Annotated in this window: 22 protein-coding genes; 2 read left to right on the forward strand and 20 right to left on the reverse strand. The window is 31.0% G+C overall.

Annotated features, from left to right (window positions below; all coding sequences use genetic code 11):
- Positions 1–423 precede the first annotated feature (423 nt).
- Positions 424–906, forward strand: a complete 483-nt coding sequence (locus BR43_RS00625; protein ID WP_034558298.1) for a P-loop nucleotide/nucleoside kinase family protein — start codon at positions 424–426, stop codon at positions 904–906.
- Between the two features lie 609 nt (positions 907–1,515).
- On the opposite strand, the gene BR43_RS00630 is transcribed toward BR43_RS00625, so the two are convergent.
- From BR43_RS00630 to BR43_RS00680, 11 genes are all read right to left on the reverse strand, one after another.
- A complete protein-coding gene (locus BR43_RS00630) occupies positions 1,516–2,412 on the reverse strand; it encodes a type II toxin-antitoxin system PemK/MazF family toxin (RefSeq protein WP_034558305.1) in 897 nt (298 codons plus the stop codon).
- A 258-nt stretch (positions 2,413–2,670) separates the two neighbouring features.
- Complete coding sequence (locus tag BR43_RS00635; protein ID WP_034558307.1) at positions 2,671–3,054, reverse strand: hypothetical protein; 384 nt, start codon at positions 3,052–3,054, stop codon at positions 2,671–2,673.
- Between the two features lie 74 nt (positions 3,055–3,128).
- Positions 3,129–3,482 carry a helix-turn-helix domain-containing protein gene (locus BR43_RS00640; RefSeq protein ID WP_051933756.1) on the reverse strand — a complete coding sequence of 118 codons (354 nt, stop codon included), beginning with the start codon at positions 3,480–3,482 and terminating at the stop codon, positions 3,129–3,131.
- Between the two features lie 370 nt (positions 3,483–3,852).
- On the reverse strand, positions 3,853–4,233 hold the full coding sequence (locus BR43_RS00645; protein WP_051933757.1) for a hypothetical protein: 381 nt from the start codon (positions 4,231–4,233) through the stop codon (positions 3,853–3,855).
- A 413-nt stretch (positions 4,234–4,646) separates the two neighbouring features.
- Positions 4,647–4,847 carry a hypothetical protein gene (locus BR43_RS00650; RefSeq protein WP_034558310.1) on the reverse strand — a complete coding sequence of 67 codons (201 nt, stop codon included), beginning with the start codon at positions 4,845–4,847 and terminating at the stop codon, positions 4,647–4,649.
- Positions 4,840–6,159, reverse strand: coding sequence for a Y-family DNA polymerase (locus tag BR43_RS00655; RefSeq protein ID WP_034558311.1), 1,320 nt, complete (start codon positions 6,157–6,159; stop codon positions 4,840–4,842). Before BR43_RS00655 ends, BR43_RS00650 begins: the two co-directional genes overlap by 8 nt.
- A 184-nt stretch (positions 6,160–6,343) precedes the next feature.
- Positions 6,344–7,225: a helix-turn-helix domain-containing protein gene (locus BR43_RS00660; RefSeq protein ID WP_034558313.1), complete on the reverse strand. Its 882-nt coding sequence runs from the start codon at positions 7,223–7,225 to the stop codon at positions 6,344–6,346.
- Between the two features lie 21 nt (positions 7,226–7,246).
- Positions 7,247–8,269 (reverse strand): DUF2786 domain-containing protein, encoded by a 1,023-nt coding sequence (locus tag BR43_RS00665; protein ID WP_034558321.1) that lies wholly within the window; start codon positions 8,267–8,269, stop codon positions 7,247–7,249.
- A 24-nt stretch (positions 8,270–8,293) separates the two neighbouring features.
- Entirely contained in the window at positions 8,294–8,911 is a 618-nt protein-coding gene (locus BR43_RS00670; RefSeq protein ID WP_034558323.1) for a thermonuclease family protein, read from the reverse strand.
- The gene (locus BR43_RS00675) at positions 8,908–9,228 is read right to left on the reverse strand and encodes a hypothetical protein (protein ID WP_034558325.1); all 321 of its coding nucleotides are present in this window, start codon (positions 9,226–9,228) and stop codon (positions 8,908–8,910) included. The genes BR43_RS00670 and BR43_RS00675 overlap by 4 nt, the downstream gene beginning before the upstream one ends.
- Positions 9,229–9,362: 134 nt before the next feature.
- Complete coding sequence (locus BR43_RS00680; protein WP_034558327.1) at positions 9,363–9,575, reverse strand: hypothetical protein; 213 nt, start codon at positions 9,573–9,575, stop codon at positions 9,363–9,365.
- Positions 9,576–9,795: 220 nt separating this feature from the next.
- Here BR43_RS00680 and BR43_RS00685 point away from each other — a divergent pair, with 220 nt between their 5' ends.
- Positions 9,796–10,044: a hypothetical protein gene (locus BR43_RS00685; protein WP_051933758.1), complete on the forward strand. Its 249-nt coding sequence runs from the start codon at positions 9,796–9,798 to the stop codon at positions 10,042–10,044.
- A gap of 51 nt (positions 10,045–10,095) precedes the next feature.
- Here the strand turns inward: BR43_RS00685 and BR43_RS18895 are convergent, their stop codons facing one another.
- The 9 genes from BR43_RS18895 to BR43_RS18900 all read right to left on the reverse strand — a co-directional run bounded on the left by BR43_RS18895 (position 10,096) and on the right by BR43_RS18900 (position 16,550).
- Positions 10,096–10,521 (reverse strand): hypothetical protein, encoded by a 426-nt coding sequence (locus BR43_RS18895; protein ID WP_051933759.1) that lies wholly within the window; start codon positions 10,519–10,521, stop codon positions 10,096–10,098.
- 448 nt (positions 10,522–10,969) lie between these two features.
- The gene (locus BR43_RS19415; RefSeq protein WP_084679672.1) at positions 10,970–11,530 is read right to left on the reverse strand and encodes a DUF4314 domain-containing protein; all 561 of its coding nucleotides are present in this window, start codon (positions 11,528–11,530) and stop codon (positions 10,970–10,972) included.
- 54 nt (positions 11,531–11,584) lie between these two features.
- Entirely contained in the window at positions 11,585–12,043 is a 459-nt protein-coding gene (locus tag BR43_RS00700) for a hypothetical protein (RefSeq protein ID WP_034558330.1), read from the reverse strand.
- 796 nt (positions 12,044–12,839) lie between these two features.
- A complete protein-coding gene (locus tag BR43_RS00705; RefSeq protein ID WP_034558331.1) occupies positions 12,840–13,043 on the reverse strand; it encodes a hypothetical protein in 204 nt (67 codons plus the stop codon).
- 14 nt (positions 13,044–13,057) lie between these two features.
- Positions 13,058–14,590: a DUF4942 domain-containing protein gene (locus BR43_RS00710; RefSeq protein WP_034558333.1), complete on the reverse strand. Its 1,533-nt coding sequence runs from the start codon at positions 14,588–14,590 to the stop codon at positions 13,058–13,060.
- A gap of 52 nt (positions 14,591–14,642) precedes the next feature.
- Positions 14,643–15,197: a hypothetical protein gene (locus BR43_RS00715; protein WP_034558335.1), complete on the reverse strand. Its 555-nt coding sequence runs from the start codon at positions 15,195–15,197 to the stop codon at positions 14,643–14,645.
- Between the two features lie 18 nt (positions 15,198–15,215).
- Positions 15,216–15,377, reverse strand: a complete 162-nt coding sequence (locus tag BR43_RS19775; protein ID WP_157463888.1) for a hypothetical protein — start codon at positions 15,375–15,377, stop codon at positions 15,216–15,218.
- Between the two features lie 634 nt (positions 15,378–16,011).
- Positions 16,012–16,143 (reverse strand): hypothetical protein, encoded by a 132-nt coding sequence (locus BR43_RS20540; RefSeq protein WP_281173934.1) that lies wholly within the window; start codon positions 16,141–16,143, stop codon positions 16,012–16,014.
- Entirely contained in the window at positions 16,140–16,550 is a 411-nt protein-coding gene (locus BR43_RS18900; protein ID WP_051933760.1) for a hypothetical protein, read from the reverse strand. The genes BR43_RS20540 and BR43_RS18900 overlap by 4 nt, the downstream gene beginning before the upstream one ends.

Consider the following 16,550-nt stretch of genomic DNA (forward strand, 5'->3'; position numbering starts at 1 on the left):
CGCAAACCTACATAAACTACTTAGGTTAAATCAATCAATAGATTACACCCTAATGGTTGATTTTAATTCCCTAAATAAATATTTCTAATGACCACCCATACTACACTCTAGAAAGTTCTAAAAATGGGATTAAAAATAAATGACAATAAAGTATACCCTATTGTCATTTGTTAAAATGTAAAATATCAGCTAGTGCCAATTAGATTTTGCTGCAAGTCTTATCGATACAAATTCCCTTTAGGCGCTTGGGACCTCGCTTACAAATATGTTTAACACGATACACAATAAAATCTATGATTATCAAAAAACAGCGATCTTTGGAAAACAATCATCTTTTTTTAAACATTGTATTTTAAAATTAAAATTTAAATTCCTTTTCCTCTATTGATATACTATTTCATAATATAGAAAGGAAGAAAATTTATGAATAAAGTCATTTTAATGTGTGGAGTTAGCGGCGCAGGAAAGACAACTTTTTCAAAAGAAAAAGAAAAGGATGGATACATAAGGCTATCTATAGATGAACTTATCTGGGAAGATTATGGCGTATATGGTGTCGATTACAAATCTGAAGAATATGAAAAAGTGTCGGCCTTATCATCCACGAAGATGAAAGAACTAACTATTAAGTATGTGCAGAAAGGAAAAAATGTTATCGTAGATTCCAGTTTTTGGTCAAAGAGCCATCGAGATAGTTATCGTAAATTACTAGAAGATTATGAAGTAGAAATTCAAGTAGTTTACCTCAAAGCCGATTACGCCATACTTAAAAAACGCTTGGAAATTCGAAATCAAACTCAAACTGCTAATTCAGCTTTTCCAATTACTGAGGATATCCTTAAACGATTTTATTCAGGGTTTGAAGAACCCATAAATGAAAATGAAATTGTTATCATTCAAAGTTAAGTCTTAAAATGATTACCCACTTACTGTGTACTTGAAAGATACACAATTTCAGAAAAACAACGGGTAAACCATGTATATTTGAGTCAATTTAGCTAATTTCATTCTATTTTATACTTTTTGCCAAAAACAGTAGTTAATTACAATTTGATTTTGCCACAAGTTTTGGTACAGTTTTAAGTAAAAAAACAGCCTTTTTAAGGCTAATTTTGAAAACGGCATAAACAAATGTTTTTGCCTATCCCGTAAATCATAAAATGAAATTCATTATTCATTTAAAAAATAAGATCAACTAGAAAATTCTAGCGTCTCTTTTTTAATATTATTCTCTATATTTAAAAACATAGTATTTGATCACTCCAGGTTCTATTAAAATCAATAACATGAAAAGTAGTCACCAACTTATAAGTTGTTGACTACCCTTTTAAAGTGACGTAAACCTTATCTGCTATTTCACTTTTATAATTCATAAAATAAGGTAAAAAAAAAGAGCAGAGAAGATAAAAAACACTCTTCTCTCTCAGGAATTAGACATGTCCGCAATTGGACCTTAATCTATAAAAAAATAATGCCTGCAATTAGGCCAGTTATTACTATAAGATAATTCTAACATTATATCTCATCTTTTTCAACTACTTTCTTTTTTGATTGTAATTCTTCATAATATTGATTGATGACATCTTGTCTAGAAATCTCTATTTCGCCATTATTATTCAACTTTGGTACTGCTCTATACCATTTTGTTAAAAGGTTTTTTCTGTCAGCTCTAGTAAAATTTTCATATTTATTTAAATTAACAGTAAATTTCTCACTATTGTTAATATCAGGAATTGAATAAACTAGTTTAATCGGAGTAGATTCTTCAATATTTTTTTTGTACGCAGATCTTAAATGAAAATATTGTTTGTCAGGATCTTCAAATTCGGGTATATATGAATTATTGCTAATTAATTCTTCGAAAAGATGTTTTTCTTTCATTACATTTACTCTCAGTCCAGAAAGAACTAACCTAATTTGATAGTCAGTTAGACTGATATTTTTATTGTTAGATTTTAAATTAGAAATGATTCTTTTTCTACTGATAGTAGTAATTTGATTAAAAAGTACAACACTTTTTCTACCTTGATTTTTGAGTTTACCAATAGAAAATCTCGTGTGGTCTTCTACTGTCACTTTAGGTTTAAAGCTTGTTAGAGGGAGTATGGTTATTGCGTCACTAAGTATATTACAATTAAGAATAATAGCGTAATGAGTATTATCTAATTCTGATCCAATACCACTAAAATTAACACAAATGATTTCCCACTTTTTTAGCAAAGGAGAATACTTTTTTCCATCACTAAGTACATGTGGTTTCGAGCTATTCTCAACAAATCTTTTAGTAGAATCTAATTTAAATTTAGCCGTATCAGTTTTAATAATTGAATCGTCTTCATAGGCTGTGATTGCCGTTTCTATAATTTTTATTGGTTCAAGTGCAACTTCTTCATTTGGTAAATTATCAGTCATTTTTAACGTCCTTTATAATTTTTTTTACCTTCTCTGTATGCTATCATGTAGATGTTTAACAAGTCAATAAGGTTTGTAAGGATTTCTAAATACTTTCGTATTTATATCTTGTCAAAAAAACTTAAATAATTTTGAAATAGTGTGGATTAAAAAAGAAAATAAGTATATGATATTATTTAAATGAGTCACAATAAAAAAGTGCAGTCACCAACTTAAAAATTGATGATTGCACTTTTTTATTGTGATATGAAAATTTTTTTATCTATTTAAATTTTCATATGAACGAACCTCATTAATAATCGCTCTTGCTAATTCTATTGGTGCTGAAGCATTTGTGTATCCAGAAATTCCTCTTGTGCAATTTTCAGTAAAATTATCATTACCATCATCAAAATATAAATCAAATTCCCAAGTTGTTTTTCCAGAATTAGATCGAACACCTACATTTACATGCCACTCATAAACATTTACATATTTTAAATTTAAAATATTTGAGGCAGCATTTTGTACCAAAGTTGGAAATATCGATTTTAAATTATTTGAGATGAAAGTTTCTACATCTGAACTATCTGAACTATCTGAACTATTTGGTTCACTTGTTTTATCTGCTACTCTTTTAAAAAAATATTTAAATAACTCCATTATATGAACTCACTTTCTTCTATCAATTGGCAATAACAAAATAATGCCATATTCAACTTTGCGACAGAACCACTTTAATTCGCGTTCACAATTATTCTTTCTTCAATTTCTTCAGTAAAATTCATCTTTTCTAGTAGTTCTAAAAGTCGGAAGGTACTTCCGCTTGGTTGCGATTTAGATATTTCCCAATTTTCTACAGTCCTTACAGACACATTTAAAATACTAGCTAATGTTTTTTGAGAATAATTGTATTTATTTCTAATTCTTTTAATATCTTGTGCTGAATAGACAGGAGCTTTTTTTATTTTGTATATCCTTCTATCTACTGATTTAACACCCTCCTTATCAGTTAAAAAGTCAGCAAAAGACGCTTCTAAATCCGCTAAAAACATTTCTTCTGTTACTTCTTGTATTATTTTTTTAGTCATTTTAATTGCCACCCTTTTTTTGTATTATTATAGTTTATTTGAGTTAGTTTTTTTTTTTAGTATTTTATTTAGGTTAGTTTTTTATTGGTATTTTATTTGAGTTAGTTTTTTTTTTAGTATTTTATTTAGGTTAGTTTTTTATTGGTATTTTATTTGAGTTAGTTTTTTTTTAGTATTTTATTTAGGTTAGTTTTTTATTGGTATTTTATTTGAGTTAGTTTTTTTTTTAGTATTTTATTTAGGTTAGTTTTTTATTGGTATTTTATTTGAGTTAGTTTTTTTTTTAGTATTTTATTTAGGTTAGTTTTTTATTGGTATTTTATTTGAGTTAGTTTTTTTTTTAGTATTTTATTTAGGTTAGTTTTTTTAATTAATTAGGTCGATTTTTCTTTAATTCTTTTACTACATTTTTTAAAGCTTTTTTTTCTTTACTTGTTAAAGTCTCTTTACTATTTTTAGCATAGCATAAAATAAAGTTGTATTCTCTGATATTACCATTGACGTCAAAAGCGCAATATATCGCTCGCTCACTGCCACTCTTACCTTTTTTTGATTTGCTACTAGTAAATCTTAATTTAATAGCTCCACCTGTTCCAGCAATTAGATCACCTAATACTTGATCTTTACTCTCTCGCCAATGTTCAAATTCAATAATGTTCTTTTCTAAATCTGCTAAATCCATTTCATCTAGCCCACAGTTAAACCACATTTTTTTAAAGTGAGTAGAAAAATTGATATTAATTTGTTCCATATCCTTACCTATCCCTTTCAAAATACTAAAAAACAACTGAACTACGCACCATGCGTACCTCTTCCTCTTTTATTATACTACGCATCATGCGTATATGTCAATTATCTATTTTACTCTATCTATATTTTCACAAACTGAGTTTTACTAATACGTAACTACTCCTTTTTAATCGTTCCAGGGTTCGTTAGACTTCCTAGAAAATTCATTTTTTTAGTTATTTTAAAAGCTGAAAGCTTTAAGCACTCGCCCTGGATTTTTTAATCTTTTTTCTTTTGATCTAATTATTTGAACTTCTTCATTTGCCTTTTGACCTTTGAACCTATTATTATTTTTTTATGTAATTAGCACTTTTAAACACAAAAAAGGTGCAATGAGTATTTAAAATTACTCATTGCACCTTTTCTTATGTTTTTTTAAAAGTTCAAGGAATTTTCCCATTCTGCAAAAATTGGAGTCGAGTAATCGAATATTACGCCTTCAGTTATTAACTGAAGATAAAAAGTTAACCGATTGCTTCCTATTTCCAAATACTCATATTCTCCTAATCCCTGCAAGGATTCTTGTAAGTCGTTTAACGTCATTTCCCCCGATTCATACGCTAGAATATCATTCATTTTTATCTATGCCTGCAATAGCTTTAATATGTCCACTAGCATGACCACCGACTAATGAACTCCGCTTAATTGCTGTTGCTCCTTCTATTAAACTACTTGCGTGTACAATTGAAGAAAAACCGTATTTTCTTCTTACTCTATCAACAATATCATCAATTACAAGCTCATTTAACTGGCTTTCAGGCTCTTTAAACAGATCTAATTGTACAGCTAAATCAACTTTTAATTTTGAACACGAAACCCCTAAATGGCGCACTGGTGCCCCTAGGTAATACTTGTTGAAAATATATAAGCAATGCTTTGCTATCTCCTTCGTATTGTTAGTAAATGGAATTTTCATTTGTCTGTTAAAGCCTTTTTCAGTTTGGTTAATTGAATAACCGACCATCAATGACACACAACCACTTTGGCAATCGTGCTTCCTTAATCTACTTGCGACCTGTTCGGCTATTTCCTTTATTACGACTTCTATTTCTTCTTTTATATAATAATCCTTTGTAAGGACTTGTGAGTTTCCGTATGACTTTTCAAGCGTCATGTGCTTTTTTGTAATGTCGCTTCTGTCTAAGCCCCAGCTATGTGCATATAATTGTTCTCCAAGTACGCCGAATTTGTTCTTTAGCCTCATTACATCAGCATTGGCTAAATCTCTTATAGAGCGTATTCCCATCAATTTTAGCTTATTTGCTGTTTTAGAACCAATCCCCCAAAAATTGGTGAGCGGATCAATACTCCAAACCTTTTCTTGAACGTCTTCATAACGCCATTCAGCTTTAAAATCTTTGGCGTTTTTTGCTTCATTATCCAGGGCTAGTTTTGCTAAAAGTAAATTGTCCCCTATCCCAACCGTCACATATAAACCAAGACTATGGTATATATCTTTTTGGATTTTACGAGCGATTTCGTAAGCGCTAGAGTGAAATAATTTTTTGACTGGTGACACTCTTATAAAGGCTTCATCGATAGAGTAGACTAAAATATCGTCCTCTATAGCGTACTTCCTGAATATATTAAGTATCTCTTTGTTTTTCTCTATATAAAGGGACATTCGTGGCGGTACTACGAGTAAATCTTTATGATCTGGCAAGTCATATTTTCGGGACACGTTTGAAATACCTAACCGCTTCTTTGCAGCTGGTGAAGCTGCTAGCACTAAACCACCAGCATTTTCTGCATTGGACATGACAACAAGCATCGTTGTTAAAGGATTTAACTTCCTCTCAACGCACTCAACCGAGGCGTAAAAAGATTTTACGTCGACACATAAAATATCATCATGAGGCTCATTTGAATAATCCATTTCAACTTCCATACTTGTCATCCTTTCATTTCATTTTCCTTATTATGCGAACAGAAGTTCGCGTTGTAAAGCGAACAACACCAATAAATAGCAAAAAAAAGAACTCTAATTCGAGCCCTTTTTTTTATTAATTTCTAGTAAGCATCTTTGTGATTTCAATTTAATAAAATAACAGATTAATACTTCTTTCTTTTATTTATTTTTCGTATGCAATTGAATTCATTCCCAATTCTTTTGCTTCTTTTAATATTCGTGTGATAAGGATCTCATTCAAGTTGATTTCGCATAATGCTAAAGCGATAAAAATCATTTTTTTACCAGCTGTTAATTCATTAGATAGTGCAAAATTTACACCTTTTTCAAAATAAAGTATTTCTAGCCCTGGTAATTCGCCTTCTTTTTTCTGCAAGTCTATTGCCTTAGAAAGTAAATCATTTGATTTATCATATTCCTTCACGTATGAATAATATTTTGCCGAATGATAATATATTTTACTGAATTCTACTAAGTCTAAGAATTTATCATCACCACTTCTCATTTCTTTTAATTGTGTTAATGACTTTTCAAAATAAAATTTAGCTTTCTCACTTTCCTTATTCATAAAATAGGCATAGCCTATCCCATTTAAAGTTGAAATTCCAATCAGATCCATTCTATTATCCACCACTTGTAACCCTAAATTAAAATGATACATTGCATCCGGAACATTATTATTTCCTAGTAATTCTGCCATGCCAAGATAATAATGATACTCCTTCACTTCATTATTTGATAATTTCTTTAAATTAGAATTTTTAAGCAAAATTTTTCTTACTTTCTCATAGTCCTTCATTCTTAATGATACTTTTGCCGACTGTAGTATCTCATTTTTTCCATTTTTATTTGGGAAGAGGTCCATCAGTTCATTAAAATCAATCATCAACCTGTCTGCAATTAATTTCAGTGTTCGAGCGTTTGGCAAAGTTCGATTACTCTCTAAATTACTTATAGTAGCTTGTGTACAAATTCCCTCACATAATTCTTGTTGATTTAACCCTTTTGCTCTCCTAGCATCTTTAATCATTGTTCCTACGTTCATATCACCACTCCATTCTATTTTTTAGTTTTGATGACAGTTTAACTGAACACCAAGTTCCACTTCTAATTCATCAAAAGATTGAGAATAATTTTTTTTAAAACTAACTAAATTTTTATCGAATCTAACAATATCTTTTTCCTTTGCAAATTCAAAAGGGTAATCGAATGCTAGCTCCCATTTATAAAATGTTGGTAAATCTTCATTTTGCATGTCATAGCAGTTTAGTAAAATCATTGTTTCATTTTCAATTTTAATTATTTTAGCTAATAGATCTCTTGTGGCACCTTGAGAATAGGTGATAATCTTGTTGTAAACACTCGAATAATCCGTAGTGTCAATTGTACTTTTTGTAAAGTCTATTCCATTCCCCTTTTTCAAACCTTCTTTATAAGCTTCACCAATAACAGGTGGAGGAGTATTTATAGAATATGATCCAAACCCTTTTGACATTTCTTCATAACTTTTTTCTACAACTTCAGGCATCATTACCAACAAAGAATATTCTTCTTGTAAAATAGCCACTTGTTCTGCAAATCTGTTTTCTAAACCCTCCAAAAATCCACTTATATAGCTGGATTTAACGGACTCTGTTATATACCTTTCTCTAGCTTCTCCTGTCTCTTCATAGTAGTAAGAAATATAGGTTTTACTATGATAAACAAGGGCTTCAAACGCTAATAAATACATTTCTTTAGCTAATTCCAAGTCTTTCTCTAACCCGTAAAAGACTATTTTAGATTTTCTTTTATGCTCCCCATCTAACGTTTTATTTCTCCAAAAAACTTTCACTCTAAAATTTTCACCAATAATGGAAGATAGCTGCCTTTCCCACCAAAACATCTTTTTAAAAATAGTTACACTTTCTTCGTTTATCTCTTCAGATATTAAAGTATCTTCAACATCACTCTTGTTTATTCCATACTCAATCATTAGTTTTTGCGCTAACACGAATGCTGACTGGCATTCTTCATCATTTTTTTGATCGTTTGCAATTGCTAGTAATCCTTTAACTTTTTTTACTATTTTAGAATATTTATTTTTCATTTTTTCACATTCCTCCCAATTATTTTAAGGATTAAAACTCTGGTTAGTTACGTACCCTTCAATGGACCAAATTCCAACATTTTCATCCTTAGCAATCTGCTCATATCCTTTGATTTCAGCTAGTTTGGTATCATTAGGACTACTAATATATGCGACACGTGCAAGTCCTTCAGAAACAAGTATATTTTGAATCAGTACGTTATCAACGTATACATAACACAAGGCTCGATCATATCTATCAGTTTTGTCGCCTTTATCAAACTCAATTTCTATTGTCGTTGCTTTGCTTAAGAGCTTATCCGTTAATTCACTGGCCTCTTTTCCAAATGGTTGTGGATCCACACCTCTTTTTACAGTTTCAGGAGTATCAATTAGTAAGAATCGAGATTTGAATTCATGACCATTCAATTCAAATCGTGCAGTATCTCCATCTATTTTCTTACTATAGTCAACCCGAATCCTTTTACTTTTTGGTAACACTGAAAAATTACTTCCAGTAAACTGACTTGTATTTACCTCTTGATTGCTGGTATCACTTTTAGCAACATCAATTACGTTTATTTCATTCTGGCTTAGCTCTAAATCCGCACATCCCGTTAAAAACAGTAAACAGATCCCAACAAAAAATAATTTGTTTTTCAATTTATTTCCTCCTCTTCCTTTTTGTATAATATAGTTTCAAATAAACATGAAACATTTCCATATATCTTAATACAAGCGCCTGATATCAACTCTTCACTATCAATTGGAATAAAGACTGAAGGATTTACTAGTTCGTAACTACCTCCATGCGCTTCGACAAATGCTCTAATTTTATTTAGTTTACTTGGCAATGATTTTTTCATCTTTCCATTTAATACGTAATATTCATTAGGTCTTTCTTCGTTGATAATTAGATTTGCTTCAATTAAAGTTTGCATGTACTTTGGAATCCTGATTAAACCTGCTATTGTCACCATTTAACACTCCTCCTTTGGTGTTAAATATCACTTTCTTCATTCTTCAAATCTTTTCTAACCGCTTTTGCTAAATTGATCACTTCAATAATTTCAGTAATAGTCATGTTAATTCCTCCTTAGTTAGATATCTATATCTATTTGAGTGTTGTATTTTGCATCGAGTAATATTTATTCGTTTTAATAATTCTTTTAGTCTGTGTAGTTTCATTTTTTGGATGAACCTGAACCTTTTTAGTAAATACCATTTTGGCTTTTTTCATTCCACTTTCAATCAAAAAACTGACAATTAATGAACTTACTAAAGGTAATATGAAAAGTACAATCCCAAACATTGCTCCGTTGTTCATAAAATCATTCCTCCTATTATTGTTTGTTTGTGCAAAAAAATGGTATAATTAACAAAATCGTTTTTACGATTGTTGTTTGTTTTAGCGCTAAGAGCCCTTTACTCTTAGTGCTTTTCTTTCTTTGTATATCCATCTTACCATACTAAGATAGATATGTAAACATCATAGCAATCTTGATATGCAATTTATTTTATGCTATATTTAAATAGAGGTGAGCAGCATGGATAAATCAGAAGTTTTAGACTGGATGAAGAAGAATTTAGTTGGGAAAAATGAAGCATTAAAATATACGAACCAAAGTAAAAGCGCGTTTAGTCAATCTGTTAGAACAGGTATGATCACACCATTTTTTGAAGCTGATTCTGAGTATACTTCAGGTAAAATCAGATTATATTATGTCCCTGATTTAATTGAATATGGAAAAAATAAAAGAGTTTTCACACCAAAAAACAAGGAGTCAGATAAATAATTCTGATTTCTTTTTTTATATCCGTTTCTTCTATTAAAAAGTAGTAGTAAATTAATTCATGATCATTCGGGTAGAGGATTCACTAGCAACTAAATCTTCAATCATTGTTCTAATGTACTTATTATCTACACGTTTAGGAATAGATCCCATGCGCTCAAATAGAATTGACTCAATTACAGTACATAATTTTTTTGCTTTAATAAAAGCTTCAGTAGGAGTGTTTACTTTATGCTGGTACTGTTCATTTCTGGCCCTTCTAGCCACTCTAAGTGCGTAAACCAGGTATAATGTCTTTTCTTTTAATAGTTGCTGCGTTGTCATTTTTAAAATCTCATTGGTTTCAAAAGGAATTTCTTCAATTAAGTTACTTTGTCTTTTTCCATCATGCTGCACGTCTTCACTGGTAAATTGGATTTGACAAAAAGTACAAAAATTCGATGGATCCAATTCTGATCCACAATATTTACATGTATTCATAAATATCCTCCTCATTTGCCTTACGGCTTTATTCGTTTATCAAAAAGTAACAAAACATAGTTTTCTCCAGTTCCTCAACCTTATTTACGTAAGGCCTTTTGTAGACTTCTTTTCAATCTTTTTATTTTTTTGTTTTGTTGCAGATATCAAATGCACAACTTCATTCAACTGTTTTAATGAAAAAGCGCGCTTTTGGCAGTTGCCAATAGCGTCTGTAGTCAATAGAGTGAAGCGTTAAGAGAATGACCGAAGTCGAAGACTCAACAAGGGAAAGAACGTCTATTGATTACAGTTTAGCTTTAGTATGTAACTGAATTTATTTTAGTTACATACTTTCCATTGTGTTTTTCACATTTTAAGGTGAAAAAACTTTTTATTTTACAAAAGAATGTAAGGATTCGTTATAAATACGAATCCTTGCATCGCCTTTTTTCACTGTCTTAAAAAATTAATACTTATAACAAAAACGACTGTAAGTAATATTTTCTTCAATCCAATTCAACTGTTTTTGATTTAATGGGATAAACTCCCCATCGCTATTGCTTCCGACCATTAAAAAATTCCCCGCAATTTTTTTGTTTTCACCACAAATTGTGATAGTAGAAACATAATTAGACCATTTCAGTAATCCTTCATCATCCACAATGATATCTATTGAGTGCTCTAAGCGTATAATGTCAATTAAACTAACATTCAATAATTTGTAACAAAAATCTAAAGTGATTTCAGAAGGTAATTTCATTGTTTCTTGTCTTACCATCCCATTTTGAGCTGTAAAAACAATTCCATAATTTTCTATGATTTTAAATTTATCTACCCCTTCATAAAGTGCTAACTGCTTTCCGTTATCCCATTTAACGTGAATTCCGCCTATATCATCAACTTTAGAAACGGTGCCCTTCTCTTCCGTCAAGTCAACCATTTTATCCTCCAATTTTTGGACGAGTATTCTAGTACCTACTGGATATTTTTCCTTTATTTCTTGAACTTTTTCAATGGATAGTGTCATTTTTTTATCTCCTCTTTTTTATAATTAGATTTTTTTAAAGATAGTTTCTCTTAATTAAAGTTTTTCATCCGTTTGATTTCCTTCTACTCGTAGCTTTTCAATAAAACCATTTACACCGAATTCTTTTACGTCCGAATAAATTGAAATGAGTTCTTTTGAAAGATAAGTCCCATAAGTCTTTTTGTTCGTATCAAATTCTTTCCAAGTGAAATCTAAAGCAGTGTGTTCAATTGGCTTAATTTTTGAAACAGTTAAGCCAGTGTCTACAGCAACCAATGCCTTGAAAAATAATTTTTCATTTTCGCTAATTAAAGACTTAATTGTTTTAATGTATGGATCCAATAACGCAACCTCCACACTATCTTCAATTAGTTCAGTTATTTGCTTTGCTAGTAGGCTTTTGTAGTGCTTTTTTGGAACTCTTGTTTCCTCAAATAAATACGTCATATTCTCAATTTCCTGTGCCATTTTATCCAAAGGAAATCTTGAAAATTCGTCATGATAATTTGTCATTTTTTACCTCCTACAATAAATAGATTCATCAGCAAGTTTTCACATCCATTCCGGACGTTGTAGACTTCTTTTCAATCTTTTTATTTTTTTGTTTTGTTGACGCAAATTATCCATCGAATAAAAGGGAAACAACACTTAGAAGCGGTTAGAATTTAATATTCTTACCGCTTTTTAAATTATTTTTCCAAGTGTCTTTTTACTTGGTAAAAAAATTGCCAGTGGTTTGCACCCTTTAAGGGACTTAATTCATTTATGAATTTTAGTTCCTTATGAGAATGGTAATGTAGCTAAAACAAATCAAAAAAGAGAGAAAAGCAGTCGGAACGACTGTAAGTGAGAAGCGAATGTATATGAGCTTCTCTTTTCATCCGCGCCTAGCACATTGGTGGTAGGAGAAATTCTTCAGAATTTCTAGCGGTTTGAAGTTGTCGTCCGGACAACTTCATTCTTATGCTTTAATAAAAAGCGCGCTTTTGTGCTTTGCCAAAAGGGTCTGTTGTCAATAGAGCGAAGCGGAAAGAAAAGTGGCCGCAGTCGCAGACTCAACAAGGCCACGATCGACTATTGACTACAGTTTAGCTTTAGTAGTTGGCTATTTATAGCCAACTACTTTCCATTAGAACTTATTTGGCTGGATTCTTTTACCAGCCAAATAAAATAAAAGAGCCCACATCATTTGGTGGGCTCGGCTAAAAATTGTTCAGCGACAAAAGAATCCATCCGCAAGCTGAACAATTTTTTTGTCATTAGAGTAAAGAAAAAGAGTAGATTTTCATCTACCCTTTTTCTTTACTGATTATTTCTCTTTGTAATATCCATTTTTTACTTCTTCAAAGAAATAAAGGAGCATTGTATCATAGTTGATAATCATGTAATTAGTTTCGTTTTCTTTATTTCTTTTTTCCATCAGCTCTTTAATTTTTTCTTGGACCTCACTATTTTTGTTAAAATAGTGAGCCAAGCCTTCGTTATCTAATTCATTTAAATGAACCTTTTCCACTCAATCCCTCATTTCTAATTCGTTAATTGCATTTGTTTGTATTCTGGAAACTCTTCACTCATAAATTGGTCTGCTTCTTTATTTTTCTTGATTTCTTCATCTGTCGGGATCCAATTTTTTTGTTGTCCGCAATACACATTAAATTGAGCTAACAAGTCTAAATCTTTAAACCATAAGTGAATCGTTCCTTTTTTGAACATTTTAAATCTGAGAATTTCGTTTTCGTAATCACCAGTTGCATTTGTTTGAAATTCTTCATCAAAATGAGGATTTAAAAACTTAAACATTTTCATTAAATCTGTAATGAAACTCCGCACTTGGTAGTCAATCGAATCAAAATGAGTATCTTCATTTTTATCATACGTGTAAATATTAAATCCATTGTATGTCATTGGATAAACCACTTTGTTATTTATTTTAAATGCGCTATTACCAGACCAACCATTGTAATAGTGAATATTTTTACTATACTCATTATTATGGTATCGGGTAATATTGTCAAATATATCCACACAACTATCAAGGATAATATTTTCTTGATTTTGAATCAATGCCATTAACATAAAGTGAATGTTTTTTCTGTTGATTTCCAGTGAAGCTACATTTGTAATATATTTGGCTATTTGACTCGCTCCATGATTGGTGAGTTTTTTTCTAAACTCTTCCGTCTGTAAAATTTCAGTCCAGTAGCTATTTCTTAAATTCCGTATATCCTCATTAATATCATTCTTAGTATACCCACCAGAAAACAAACCCATTCTGTTCACCCTAGATTCAGATACTAATGATTCCAAGTATTTAAGTGATGCACTTACTCTGTATTTTTCTTTTACTAATGCAACATGAAGCTCGTACTGCTTAATTAATACTTCAATATCTTTTACCCTTTTTTCTATTTCGTTTTCATTAAGTTTTGTCGATAATAAGTTTTCAAATGAACTCCCATGAACTTTTTCTAAATCAGTCTTATAAATTTTATCAAACGTGTACTTTACCTTTTTCAATACCGTATTAACAGTTAGTTTTATTAAGGCACATTTTACTTTAGTTTGTTTTTCAGCTTCTAAAAATAAATCATCATAATAAACGATACTTGCACCGTATCTGTCAAGTAGTGCAACTAAATGCTGTCTCTCTTTAGAATATGGGTTTAGAATTGTCTCCGCATTAATTAGCGCTCTTATATCACAGGTTAGATACGTTTGCTTTTCAGCTAATTTTATCGCTTTTAATAAGTGATATTCTCCCCCTGAAAAAGGGGGATTCATTATAATTGCATCGTATTCTGTATTTGTCTCAAAATTTAGAAAATCATCATCCACTAAATTGTAATTTTTCCCTTGTAATATGCTACAAAGTTCGGGGTCCTTTTCAATTACATCAAGCGTGTACTCGTTTCTACCTCGATTTAAGAACTTTTCTTTTATGCCATCTGCTAAATCTCCTTTTCCGGCACTTGGTTCTAGAACTACACCCACTGAGTGTAATTTTTCGGTCAATAACTCCACTACTTTTTTTGGGCTTGGATAAAAATCTTTATTAAACATTTAAATTCCTACTTTCCAGTTTATATTTTTTTGTGATAATCTTCTAATTCAATCAGTTCATAAGAGTTTTATTTTCAATAATATAGTGAGTTTGGTATCTTTCAGCAATCGTTATAAAAAACTCATCATCGTCATTGTGGAACTCGTATTCTTCTCCATTTTCAAAAGCTTTAAATAACTCTTGAGTGAGTCGGTTTAGACAGAAAGTTACTGCATTGATTTTATCTTTAAAAATCATTGCTTCTTGTGTTTCTAAACCTTCAGATACTCCTTCATCTAGAAACTCAATTGTTACCAGATAAACATTTTGTTCGGTGCTCATTGGTTTGGAACCATTCATTTTTTGTTCAGTATCACCAGAATTTTCTTGGTAAAAACGATAATCAGGTACATCTACTTCACATATAAGAGCATCCAAGAAATTGAAAACAGTTAAAAATTTATCAATAGCCAAAGTAAGTGGATGAGTTCGAGAAAAATTGTCACAATATTCAGAAGGTGTTTCTTCAAGTTGAACTTGCATTCTGTTTTTGGCTTTTCTTATTAAACTCATTGTTTCTGTACCAATTTCTTCTAGTCTTTTAATTTGCGTTTCTGTTTTAATCATGTGTAATTCTCTCCCTTTTTAATCGATATTTTTTAAATTTAAATCAACTCTATCGTTCAATTCATCAACCTTGCAAAATGGCTGAATATCAATTGAGTTTTCATAAGCAAAGATTGGTTTTTCTTTATTCGCAACTTTTTCTAACTCACTTATCATGTCAGCGACGGTATGAATTACCACGTAAAAACCTCCTATAAACTTCTTTTCAATCTTTTATTTTTTTTGTTTTGTTGACGCAAATAATCCATCGAGTAAAAATCGAGCAAGACTTAGAAACGCTAGAATTCTAATTCTTAGCGTTTTTTAAATTATTTTTAAAGTGTCTCTTTACTTTCAAAATAATTGCGAGTCTTTCGACTATTTTAAGGAACAGCATTCGTTTATGAATGCTAGTTACTTACGACGATGGTAGTGTAGCTAAACAAATCAAAAAAGAAAGAAAATAGGTTTAGATCTAAAATTGCGAATCGGTAAGGAGTGAAACGACTCGTTTTACCGAGAGCTGCTTTTCCGCGACTAGCGCACTGGCGCTAGTAGGAATTCTTTTGAATTTCTAGCGGTTTGAAGTTGTCACGATGACAACTTCATTCAAATGTTTTAATAGTGAAGCGCGTTAGGCATTGCCTAACAAAGCAGCTGTCAATAGAGCGTAGCTATAAAAGGAGACGCAGGAATCGAAGATTCTATGACTAAGGCGACTTGTCTATTGAACAGCTGGGCTAGCTTCAGTAGTTGTCCAACTTTGTTGTGACAACTACTATCCATAGAACTTTTTGTTTTGAAAAAAAAAGAAGGCTTTCGCCTTCTTTCATTTTCAAAACTCATTTTCTATTATCTGAATGACTGTTATCCCACTTTCAACTAACCAACCTAGCTCATCTTCAAATGTTGACTCCACCTGTTTAATTTTTTCTTCATCTACTTCAAAAATAACCATTTTTTTCATAGCTTCACCCGCTTATTTGAATCACCGTATAAGAGTTCCATAATCCCTTTGGAATAATTCGTGTCAAACCAATGCCATATTTCCGTTCTAGCCGTACCTTCGGCAAAAATATGATAACTACTCGCAAGCTTCATTTCCCCATCCTCAGCCTCATCAAATGGCACATTTGACATATTATCCCATAATACCTCAACAACTGAATCTGATAGAAATAAAGAATTTTTTCGTCTCCATTCGTCTTCAAGTGATTCTACCCAATCACTTGTATATTCTAATAAAAAATCTGTTAGTTCTAATTTCATATCAGAATTGTCTGCTAGCCAGCTTTCAACAAACACCCTTTCAAAAGCTACTTTCGTGCACAAACCACCAATTTCTTTTTCTAACACCACTGGATTTACAATCAT

The organism is Carnobacterium gallinarum DSM 4847, from assembly GCF_000744375.1.
Lineage (GTDB): Bacteria > Bacillota > Bacilli > Lactobacillales > Carnobacteriaceae > Carnobacterium > Carnobacterium gallinarum.